At 64.3% G+C, this 11,643-nt stretch carries 7 protein-coding genes; all 7 read left to right on the top strand.

Annotation, left to right across the window (positions count from 1 at the left end; genetic code table 11):
* The first annotated feature begins 314 nt into the window (after nucleotides 1–314).
* The 7 genes from B6N23_RS01255 (at nucleotide 315) to B6N23_RS01285 (ending at nucleotide 11,564) form a co-directional block, all read left to right on the top strand.
* Nucleotides 315–959, top strand: a complete 645-nt coding sequence (locus B6N23_RS01255; RefSeq protein ID WP_305501393.1) for a hypothetical protein — start codon at nucleotides 315–317, stop codon at nucleotides 957–959.
* A gap of 267 nt (nucleotides 960–1,226) precedes the next feature.
* The gene (locus B6N23_RS01260; protein WP_305501395.1) at nucleotides 1,227–1,430 is read left to right on the top strand and encodes a hypothetical protein; all 204 of its coding nucleotides are present in this window, start codon (nucleotides 1,227–1,229) and stop codon (nucleotides 1,428–1,430) included.
* 21 nt (nucleotides 1,431–1,451) lie between these two features.
* Nucleotides 1,452–6,476: a DEAD/DEAH box helicase gene (locus B6N23_RS01265; protein ID WP_439649852.1), complete on the top strand. Its 5,025-nt coding sequence runs from the start codon at nucleotides 1,452–1,454 to the stop codon at nucleotides 6,474–6,476.
* Nucleotides 6,476–7,768, top strand: coding sequence for a DEAD/DEAH box helicase (locus tag B6N23_RS01270; protein WP_305501399.1), 1,293 nt, complete (start codon nucleotides 6,476–6,478; stop codon nucleotides 7,766–7,768). The genes B6N23_RS01265 and B6N23_RS01270 overlap by 1 nt, the downstream gene beginning before the upstream one ends.
* Nucleotides 7,669–9,318, top strand: coding sequence for a DUF8741 domain-containing protein (locus B6N23_RS01275; protein ID WP_305503908.1), 1,650 nt, complete (start codon nucleotides 7,669–7,671; stop codon nucleotides 9,316–9,318). Before B6N23_RS01270 ends, B6N23_RS01275 begins: the two co-directional genes overlap by 100 nt.
* A 31-nt stretch (nucleotides 9,319–9,349) precedes the next feature.
* Nucleotides 9,350–10,177, top strand: coding sequence for a hypothetical protein (locus B6N23_RS01280; RefSeq protein ID WP_305501401.1), 828 nt, complete (start codon nucleotides 9,350–9,352; stop codon nucleotides 10,175–10,177).
* Nucleotides 10,178–10,208: 31 nt separating this feature from the next.
* The gene (locus B6N23_RS01285; RefSeq protein ID WP_305501403.1) at nucleotides 10,209–11,564 is read left to right on the top strand and encodes an IS1182 family transposase; all 1,356 of its coding nucleotides are present in this window, start codon (nucleotides 10,209–10,211) and stop codon (nucleotides 11,562–11,564) included.
* Nucleotides 11,565–11,643 lie beyond the last annotated feature (79 nt).

Here is an 11,643-nt window from a genome sequence, read left to right on the forward strand (position 1 = left end):
CCGTTTTTCGTTGCATCTCGTTCTAGGTAGCAAATAGGTAGCACGCGTCGGAAACAAGCAGGGACAGCAGGTAGCGAGTGCCCCGCCCTTTACTCGCGCTCTGGGGCCCCATCTCTGCATGTAAGGAAAGTCTTGGCACAAAATAGAATTTCTTCTCATTCGCTTCTGCCGGGACACTCCTGCCCCCCTGTCCATCCCGTCCCACTGCCCCATCCCGCCACAGCAGCCGTGTCGAGGCGGTCATGCCGAGATGGCATTCGCTAATCCACCTGCTAATCTCATGACCATGTCACCTGCCACCTGTGGTCAACAACATGCCCACCTTCGAAGTCGACGATTCAGGCACGCTTTCCCTTGCCGGGTATGAGGCCCCCAAGACCCGCTCCGACATCTACGACGTCGACAAGCGGTGGCATGAGTCCCCCGAGGGGCTGCGCTTTGCCATGGAGGACTGCCCTGCTCTGATGGAAGCGGTGCACAACATCTACAGCCGCTATTGGATGGGCGATGGTCCTCGCGGCGCCAGGACGTCCAAACAGCGCAAGCTGATCGACAGGGTCATCGAGCAGACTCGACACCTCGCCAGCGACCCGGAAGACGGGATGGGCCTCTGGTTTATGATGATGGGCCCTGAGACCTTCCAGGAGGTGCTGGTTGCCGACGTGAACGACTGGCTGAGCTCTGATATCGATTGGACCTGGGATGACACCAGCGGGATCAGCCTCCCCCTCAATGGGCAGGATGCCGCCTACGAATACCTGAAAGATCTGCCAGCCAATGAAATGGACGCCATCGGCATCGTCCTAGTCGAAGGTGACGTTCCAGGCAGCTCATACTATGCAGCAGAGCTCACATCCCCACCTCAGCGCGCAACAGCTGCGGCCAGAGCACTGGGCAGGCCCCTGGAGTTCACGGCTCTCTGGCCTGCACAGCGGCCCACAAGGGCCACTCATTCATAGAAGGGGTGAACCCGACAGTCGGTTAGGTCTATGTTGTTCTCAGTGAAGCCGACACCCAGGACATCGGTGAGTACCACTCCAGCCTTGATCTGAACCCCACCTCAGCCTCGGCCATCCTCTCCACGTCAGGCAGCGAAACTGCCACCGTCCCCGGCATCGCCCTCCTCCTTGGTAGACTTAGAGTGCTAAGCTCAACGATCAGCCATAGCCAGCCACCATAGAAGCCGGCAGCTGATCGCAGCAACACGCAGACTCGTGGGGAGAGACATGGACGTTTTTGAGTTCCGGGACAAGCTGGTCAACGACTACCGCGATTTCACTCGCTCTTTTATCCAGCCCAAGGCGGATGACATCAATGCCTTCCTGGACGGTGAGTATGGGGGCGGCCGCTACTGGCCCTCCCCGCTCATCCAGATCAACCCCTCCTATGTCACCGAGGGGACGGTAGAGTCTCTTGCCGCACAGGGATGACTGCACCCACGCACAGCTGAGATCTTCCGCTTCGGCAAGAGCGAGACCTCTCCCGGAGTACCGGCATCGCTCTACAAGCATCAGCGCCAGGCCATCGACTGCTGCCAGCGCCACGAGCCCTATGTGGTGACGACAGGCACCGGCTCGGGCAAGTCACTTGCCTACTTCATTCCGATGGTAGATGCGATCCTCAAGGCCAAAGAGAAAGATCCCACTCCTCGCATCCAGGCCATCGTCATCTACCCCATGAATGCCCTGGCCAACAGTCAGCGTGAGGAGCTGGAGAAGTTCCTGGCTGACTTCCCCAGCGACGGCAAGCCGGTCACCTATGCCCGCTACACCGGGCAGGAGAACCAGGACGAGCGCGAGCGGATCAAGCAGGATCCGCCGGACATCATCCTCACCAACTACATGATGCTCGAGCTGCTGATGACCAGGCAGAACGAGCGCGACAAGGCGGTCATCCGCCACGCCGACGGCCTGCAGTTCCTCGTTCTCGACGAGCTGCATACCTACCGCGGCCGCCAGGGTGCCGATGTGGCCATGCTGGTACGCCGGGTGCGAGAGCGCATGAACCCTGACCTGGTCTGCATCGGCACCTCGGCCACCATGGCTACCGATGGCAGCCGAGAAGCCCGACAGGCCAAGGTCGCCGAGGTGGCCAGCAAGCTGTTCGGCCAGAGGGTCCCGCCCGGCAACATCATTGGCGAGACCCTCCAGCGTCAGATTCCCGGCGACATGCCAACGCAAGAGGTGCTGTCGCAGGCGCTCAGCACCCCGTTGGATGACAACTCAACCTTCGAGGAACTGCGCAAACACCCTGTCGCCGCCTGGGTGGAGCTCACCCTGGGTATCGTCTGGGAAGACAGCTGGGTCCGCGCCAAGCCTAAGACACTCGAGGAAGCCGCCAGTCTGCTCGCCAAGGCTTCGGGCCAGGAGCCAGACCACTGCCAGGCCTACCTTGCCCGCTTCCTGCTCTTTGCCTACCGAGCTCGGGATATCAATGACAAGCCGCTGTTCGCCTTCCGACTGCACCAGTTTATCTCAGGGGCTGGCAACCTCTACGCCTCCCTCGAGTCCCCTGGAAAACGTCGTCTCGACCTTCATGGCCAGCAGTTCGTGCCCGGCGACCGCAACCGGCGTTTCTACACAGTCCACTTCTGCCGAGGCTGTGGTCAGGAGTACTACCCGGTATGGCATGACGTCTCCCCCGAGACGGGCGAGATGGGCTTTCACCCTCGTGACATCAAGGAGACGGCCAAGGGCGAGGAAGAGACCAGCTACGGGTTCCTGATGCTTGGCCATTGGAACGAGGAGGATTACCCGGAGAACTGGCTGGACTTCAAGAAGGATCCCCCCGGGCTCAAGCCCCACTACAAGAAGTACCGCCCCCAGGAGGTCCACGTCCTCCCGGACGGCACCCAGAGCCTCGAGGGTGAGCGCAGCTTCTACATCCCCGGCGGGTTCCGGTTCTGTCTAAGCTGCGGCCAAGCCCACACCGCCGGCCGCGACTGGACCCGGCTCGGCTCGCTTTCCGCCGAAGGGAGAAGCTCCGCCACTACCACCCTGACGCTCTCCTCCTTGCGCTACCTGCTGGGCGCAGATAACGAGCTCGCCGACGAGGCGCGCAAGCTCCTAGGCTTCAGCGACAACCGTCAGGACGCCGCCCTCCAGGCAGGCCACTTCAACGACTTCATGCAGATCCTGCTGGTGCGAGCAGGCATCCTTGCCTCCCTCGATGGAGGCAGTAATACCGAGCTCACCGATCAGGACTTGGCCCAGCACATCTTCAACTCTCTGGGCCTGACCAGTGGCGATCCCAGAGTGCGCGCCGACTTCTTGGAGAACCCGGAGGCTCGCGCCCCTCACGCACGCCGCGGCGCTGAAGAGGCCATGCGTAACGTGCTGGGCTATCGTGCCTATCACGACCTCCGGCGTGGCTGGCGCTACACCGTGCCAAACCTCGAGCAAGTCGGGCTGTTGAAAATCGAGTACGGCGGCCTAGACGAGCTTGCTGGGCTTCAGGAGCTCTGGGACAAGGCGCCGCCGATGCTTGCCAAGGCCGAGCCCGAGGTGCGCTTTCGCGTCACCAGGCTAGTGCTCGACGTGCTGCGCAAGAACCTCTGCCTGCACACCCGCTATCTGGATCACCAGGAGCATGAAAAATTCGTCAACGCCGCCTACACCCACCTGACTGAGAAGTGGCGACCGGGCGACGTGCGCGATATGGCAAAGGCCAATTACGCGATCACCGGGCCCAGGCCTAGAACCCGTGATTTCGACCTGGTCTCCTTGGGCAGCCGTTCTCGACTGGCACAGGAGCTCAAGAAGCGTGCGATCTGGGGGAGCGCTCCTTTCACCTTACTCAATGATAAGAACTGGCCCGAACTGATCGAGGCAATCCTCAAAGCGCTAGAAGAGTACGGCCTGATCCTGTCAGAGGAGATCGACCAGGGGCTCAAGGGCTACCAGCTGGTAGGCGAAGCCTTGATCTGGAAGCGTGGCTCGGGTGAGCCCGAGCACGACCCGCTGGCCCCTGCCGCCAGCCAGAACCCCTACTTCACCGAGCTCTACCAGGCCGTGGCCCAGAGCCTTTCCCAGCAGCACCAGGACTGGTTCCAGTTCATGGCCCGAGAGCACACCGCCCAGGTAGACCCGGAGGACCGCGAGGAGCGAGAGCGCGATTTCCGAACCGGCGACCTGCGCGTGATGTTCTGCTCCCCCACCATGGAGCTCGGTGTCGACATCAGCTCGCTCAACACCGTCTACCTGCGCAACGTGCCACCCACGCCAGCCAACTATGCTCAGCGCAGCGGGCGTGCCGGCCGTTCCGGCCAACCTGCCCTGGTTATCACCTACTGCGCGGCCCAGAGTCCGCATGATCAGTACTTCTTCCGCGAACCGCGGCGCATGGTGCATGGCCAGGTCACGCCGCCCATGCTCGACCTCGCCAACGAAGAGTTGGTCAGCAGCCACCTGTACGCTACCTGGCTCGCCGAAACCGGCGTCCGCCTGCCGTCAGCCATCAATGAGGTGATCGACGTCGCCCAGGAAGGGCAGCCACTGGCGGAGGATTACGCCCAGCAGCTCAACCGAGACGCTGCCCTCAAGGGCGCCCAGCGTCGCGGGGCTCGCCTGATCCAACTGCTCGGAGACGAGCTGGCGCAGGCAAAGGGGGTCTGGCTCTCCAAGGCAGAGCCGCTGGAAACCGCGGCCGCACGCTGGGCAGAGACCAGGCTTAACAAGGCCATGGCCACCTTCGACCTCTGCTTTGATCGCTGGCGCGAGCTGCATGCCTCGACCATCCACCAGATCGAAGAAGCGACTAGGATCATCACCCGGCCCGGCAGCAGCAAGCAGGAGCGCGAGGTGGCCAAGAGGCGGCTGGACGAAAGCCATGTACAGCTCAGCCTGCTCAGAGATACCAGCAAGCGTCAGTCGGACTTCGAGACCTACCGCTACCTGGCAGGCCAGGGCTTTCTGCCCGGCTACAACTTCCCGCGCCTGCCGCTGGCGGCCTTCATCCCCGGCACTCGCAAGGGGCGGCGTGAGAGCCACAGCCGGGTGCTCTCGCGTCCGCGCTTCCTGGCCATCTCCGAGTTTGGCCCCCTCAGTCTGATCTACCACGAGGGCCAGCAGTATCGCGTCAAGCGGGTAATCCTGGGCGCCGTAAAGCAGCAGCAAATGAACGAGGCCCGGCTGCCCGAACAGCGGGTCCGGCTCTGTCCCCACTGCGGCTATGGCCATTTCAACGAGCAGCTCGATCTCGACCTCTGCGTGGCCTGCAGCACCCCGTTGGCCGAGGCCAAGCAGGTACACAACCTCTTCCGCATAGAGAACGTCGCCACACGGCCCGTCACTCGAATCACCTGCGACGAAGAGGAGCGCATGCGCCAGGGGTATGACCTGCGCACCACACTCCAATACCCCGAGGAGAACGGGCAGCTCAAGGTGGTACGCAGCGAGATACGCCAGGGCGATGACCTGCTCGCCGAGATGGAGTTCGCCCAGCAGGCCCACCTGTGGCGTATCAATCTGGGCTGGAAGCGACGCAAGAACACCGCCATCGACGGCTTCATGATCGACCCCATCAACGGTAACTGGATCAAGGACGAAGAGCAGGAAGCCGATGACGACGATGCCGATCAACCGATCAATCAGCGCCAGCGGATCTCGCCTTACGTCGAAGACCGGCGCAACGCCCTGGTGATACGCCCCAAACTGGAGATGTCGCCCGCCACCGCGGCCACCCTGCAGTACGCCATCAAGCGCGGCATCGAGCTGAACTTCCAGCTCGAGGAGAGCGAGCTGATGGCAGAGCCGCTACCCAGTCCCCAGGAGCGCAACGCTCTGCTCTTCTACGAGGCCGCCGAAGGGGGTGCCGGCGTGCTGACACGCCTGGCCACCGACTCCAAGGCCTGGCAGAGCGTGGCCACCACCGCGCTGGAGCTGATGCACTGGCAGCGCCCCGATGAATCATTGCCCTGGCATGAGCAAGCAGTGACCCACTGGCGCAACGTGACCGAAGACTGCGAAGCGGGCTGCTACCGCTGCATCCTCAGCTACTACAACCAGCCAGATCATCCCCTGATCGACCGCAAGAACCCTGAAGCCCTGGCCTGGCTGGCTCAGCTGACCGACCTCACCCTAGCCAGCGGTGCCGACGGCCATACCCCGGCCGATCAGAGCGCCCGCCTCAAGCGCGCCAGCGGTAGCAGCCTGGAGCAGGCCTGGCTGGATGCATTGACCACCTACCGCCTGCGCCAGCCGGATGCCGCCCAACCCTATCTCGAGGCCTTTGGCGTCCGACCGGATTTCGCCTACCGCGACAGCCGTGCCCTGATCTTCGTCGATGGCCCCCATCATGACCCCCCCGCTCGCCACATGGTGGATGAGCAACAGACCCGCGATCTCGAGGACGCCGGTTTTCTGGTGATCCGCTTCCCAAAGGAGACCGCGCGCTGGCCCGCCATTTTTAACCGGCACCCGGATGTCTTCGGCGCCATGCCGTCAACTGACACCGTATCTGACAAGGATCAGCCCTGATGAATGCGCCCATCACACGCCCTGATTTCACGCCTGGCAGCATCGTCAAGGCCCGCGGCCGCGAGTGGATCGTGCTGCCCGAATCCAGCGAAGAGGATCTCTACCTGCGCCCCTTGGGAAGCGGTGAGGAAGACCGGGTGCGCCTGCTCGCCACCCTGGAAGCCGTGGAGCAGGCGCTGTTCCCGGTTCCAGATCCCGCCGAGGCTCGCCATGGCAGCCGCCAGTCGGGCCTCCTTCTACGCGATGCCCTGCTGCTCAAGTTGCGCGCCGGGGCTGGCCCTTTCCGCGCCATCGGCAATCTCGCCTTCGAACCCCGTGCCTACCAACTGGTGCCGCTGCTGATGGCCCTTAGCCAGCCAGTGGTCCGCCTGTTGATCGCCGACGACGTAGGTATCGGCAAGACCATCGAGGCCGGGCTGATCGTGCGCGAGCTGATCGATCGCGGCGAGATCAAGGGCTTCACCGTGCTCTGCCCCCCACACCTGTGCGAGCAGTGGCAGGAAGAGCTCGCCGAGAAATTCCACCTGCGCCCTGAGATCGTCAGCCGCCACACCGCCACGCGTCTCGAGCGCGACCTGCTGCAAAGCGAGTCGATCTTCCAGCGCTACCCCTACACCGTGGTCAGCCTGGACTACATCAAATCCGATCGCCGCCGCGACGAGTTCCTCAACAGCTGCCCGGGGTTTGTCATCGTCGATGAGGCGCACACCTGCGTGCAGGGCAGCGCCCAATCACGGCACCAGCGCTACGCCTTGCTTCGCGGTCTGGCCGAAGACCGTGAGAGGCACCTGCTGCTGCTCACCGCCACCCCACACAGCGGCGATGAGCAGGCCTTCCGCAACCTCCTGGGGCTGCTCGACCCCGCCTTCGCCACGCTGGAGCGGCTCGATGACACCCGCAATCCCCTGCGTCAGCGCCTGGCCCAGCACATGGTCCAGCGTCGCCGCCAAGACATCGCCGAATGGCGGGACAACACCCAGTTCCCCGACCGCGAGGTAGGCGAAAGTGCCTACCGCATGCAGGGGAGTGGCAGGCCCTCTTCCAAGACGTGGTGGAATACGCCCGTGAGCTGGTGGACCGAGCCGAGTCGCTCGACCACTTCAGCCAGCGCCTGCACTGGTGGGCCGCCCTGGCGCTGCTGCGCTGCATCTCCTCCTCGCCGGCGGCAGCTGTGCGCACCCTGCAGAATCGAATGCATAACGCCGAGAAAGAGCGTCTCAGCGAGGCCGAGCTCGATGACCAAGCCAGCCGCACCATCCTCGACAACAGTGACGACACCCAGGATGACCTAGAGCCCGGCGCCCAACTCGAGGATCTGCCGCGGCTGGAGAGCCTGATCGAGCGCGCCGCCGCGCTGCATGGGCCCGCCAAAGACCCCAAGCTCAAGCACCTGATCACCACGCTCACCCCCATACTGGCCAAGGGCCACCGCCCTGTGGTGTTCTGCCGATATATCGCTACGGCCCAGTACGTGGCAGAGGCGCTTCAGAAAGCCTTCAAGGAGCACCGCGTCGCCTGCGTCACCGGGGAGCTTCACCCGGCAGAGCGCGAGGAGCAGGTCGAGGCCCTGGCGGAGCAGTCCGACTCGCCCGTCTTGGTGGCCACCGACTGCCTCTCCGAAGGCATCAACCTCCAGGATGCCTTCGATGCGGTCGTTCATTACGACCTGGCCTGGAACCCCACCCGCCACGAGCAGCGAGAGGGTCGCGTCGACCGCTTCGGCCAGCGCTCCCCCAAGGTCAAGGCGCTGATGCTCTACGGCGACAATAACCCGGTGGATGGCGCCGTGCTGCGGGTGATCCTGCGCAAGGCCAAGGCCATCCGCAAGGCGCTGGGCGTCAGCGTCCCCATGCCGGAAGACGAGAACCGCGTCACCCAGGCCATCATGCAGACCGTACTGCTCACTCGCGGCGCCAGCAGCGGCATGAGCCAGATGGGCCTCGCCCTGGACGAGCCTGCGGAAAGCCTCGAGGACCTGGACCACCGCGTCGAGGTCGCCTGGGAAAGCGCCCGGGAGAAGGCACGCCGCAACCGCACCATCTTCGCCCAGCAGGCGATCCGCCCCGAGGCAGTGCTGCCGGAGTGGCAGCGCATGCAGGAGGTCCTCGGCAGCCAGCAGGACGTCGAGCGCTTTGTCACCCAGGCGCTGGCCGCCCTGCGCGCCCCACTGGAAAGCCGCGGCAGTCATCAGCGCCTGAGCTGGGACACACTCCCCCGCTCCATCCGCGAGCGCTTGGAGAGCCACGGCATCCAGCACCTGGACGCTATCCGCTTCGCGTTGCCGCTGCCCCGCGGCGTCGGCTACATCCATCGCAGCCACCCGCTGGTCACCGTCCTGGCAGATGAACTGGCCGAACGCGCCCTGGACGAGAACGGCAGCGAGGCGGATCGGCCCGCCCGCCGGGCCGGCGCCATCACCACCGCTGCCGTTTCCCAGCGCGTGATCGTCGCCCTGCTGCGCCTGCGCACCAACCTCACCCTGGTGCGCGAGGGAACACGCCGCGAGATGCTCGCCGAGGAGGCCGTTACCGTCGTGCTGGACGGCAACCAGCCACCCCGCGCCCTCTCCACCCAGGAAGCGGTGGACTGGTTCACCCATGAAGCCACCCAGAACACTTCCCCCGAGGTGCGCGAGCGTGCCGTGCAGACGGCACTTGAACGCCTGGAGAGTCACCAGGAGGTGCTGGACGAGATCGGCCGCGAGCACGGCCTCAAGCTGCTGCAGGACCACCGCCGGGTGCGCGACTCAGAGCGGGACGGCCGCGGCACCTTCGAGGTCAGGCCACAGCTCCCCGCCGACGTGTTGGGGGTCTATGTGCTGATGCCGGAGGCAGGGTTTTGAGACACGCTAGCAACCAACAAGGAGCCGGCCAATGAACCGCAGGGACGCCGCTCAGGACACGCTCTTTCGCCTGGAAGGCGGGCTGCTGCCCGCCGATCTACTCAACCAGCTCGACTCACTCGGGCTCCCCGGCCAGCAGCCCACCAAGGACTACGCCATCCCCAAGGGGCTTTCGCTACGCGACGAGATCGGCCGCTACTGGCGTATCGCCCAGGCCCAATGGGCCAACTTCGACGCCAAGCGCCAGCGCGAGGATCTCGCCGACCCCACCGCCACCGCCCAGCGCTGGATGGAGGACCTGCTTACCCAGGTCTTCGGCTTTACGGACCTCACCGCAGACGGCCACGCTCGGGTGATCGGCGAGCGTCACTTCCCGATCACCCATCACGCCTTCGCCGGTGCCGTGCCATTCGTGCTGTGCGCTCCCGGGCCTCAGGCCCTGGACGAGCGCCTGCCCCGTTTCGGTCAGGAAGGCCGTCGACGCAGTCCCACCGGGTTGCTGCAGGAGTACCTCAACGCCAGCGACGAGGCCCACTGGGGCCTGGTCAGTGACGGCCAGCGCCTTCGCATCCTGCGCGACAACCCCTCAATGACCCGCCCGGCCTTCGTCGAGATCGATCTGGCCAGCCTGTTCAGCGAGGAGCGCCTGCCCGAGTTCCGCCGTTTATGGCTGCTGCTCCATGCCAGCCGCTTCGCGCCCCGCGAGCTGGAAGGAAAGCCATCCTGCTGGCTTGAGCAGTGGCGCGAGCAGGCCGAGGAGCAGGGCGAGCGCCTGCTCGACAAGCTGCGCCTCGGTGTCACCGACGCCCTCAAGGCCCTAGCAGCCTGTCGGTCTTTCCGTTGCACCGTGAGATACTGACCACCGTCATCGCCGAGCTGAGAAGATCGCCATGAGCCGCTTCATCCCTGTGGATCGCCAGACCGATTACCTGCTGCCGCCTTCGGTAGACGAGTGGTTGCCCGATGGTCACCTGGCGCGGTTCGTTGTCGATGTTGTCGAACAACTGGACCTCTCGACGTTGACCCGGCGTTACATGGGGCGGGGTTCCAAGGCACATCACCCGGCGGTGCTACTGAGCCTGCTGATCTACGGCTACGCCACCGGGGTGGTCTCCAGCCGCAAGATCGAGCGTGCCACCTATGACTCGGTGGCGTTCCGCTACCTGGCCGCCAATACCCATCCCGACCATGACACGCTGGCCACCTTTCGCCGCCGCTTTCTGCCGGAACTGGAACAGTTGTTCGTACAGGTGCTGCTGCTGGCCCGCGAGATGAAGCTGCTCAAGCTTGGCACCATCGCCCTGGACGGCACCAAGCTCAAGGCCAACGCCAGCAAGCACAAGGCGTTGTCGTATGGCCATGCCAAGAAGCTGGAGGCACAGTTCAGGGCAGAGGTGAAAGCGCTGACCGATCGGGCCGAGTCGGCGGACAAGGAGGACGCGGCCGACGGCATGGATATCCCCGCCGAGATTGCCCGCCGTGAAGCCCGCCTGGCGGCCATCGCTGAGGCGAAGGCCAAGATCGAGGCGCGCGCCGAGGAGCGGGACGCCACCGAGCAAGCCGCCTATCAGGAAAAGGTGGCGCGGCGGGAGGCGCAGCGCAAGGCCGGCAAGAAGCCCCGTGGGCGTGACCCCGAACCGCCCACTGGTGGCCCGCGTGACAAGGATCAGATCAATTTCACCGACCCGCAGTCGCGCATCATGCCGGTCACCGGCAAGGGGTTTGATCAGTGCTACAACGCCCAAGCCGCGGTTGATACCGAGAGTCTGCTGGTGACCCATGTCCACGTCACGCAGGCGACCAATGACAAGCAGCAAGTCATGCCGCTACTGACGGCCTGGCAAGGTTACCCGGAAACGCTGGGAAAACCTGACCACCTGCTGGGTGATACCGGCTACTTCAGTGCCAGCAATATCCAGGCCTGCCATGACCATGGTATCGAACCGCTGTTGGCGATGAAGCGAGACGTCCATCACCTTCCGGTCTTTGAACGTTTCGCCGCGGATCCGCCTGCCCCGGAGAGCGAGGACCCCGTCGAACAGATGGCACACCGCTTGAAGACGCAGGCGGGCCGAGCGCTCTACGCATTGCGCAAAAATACCGTGGAGCCGGTCTTCGGGATCATCAAACACGTGATGGGGTTCCGGCAGTTCTCGCTACGCGGACTGGATAAGGTCAGCGGCGAGTGGCGATTGGCCACCATGGCGTGGAATATCAAGCGGATGCACCGGTTGACGGCGGGCTGAGGGCTCGCCGCGCCCAACCGGCCAGCAGGCAAGGCGTCAGAACCGCCTTGCAGAAGCTGAGGGGCAGGTTAAGAGCCAC

The organism is Halomonas alkalicola (assembly GCF_030704205.1).
GTDB lineage: Bacteria > Pseudomonadota > Gammaproteobacteria > Pseudomonadales > Halomonadaceae > Halomonas > Halomonas alkalicola.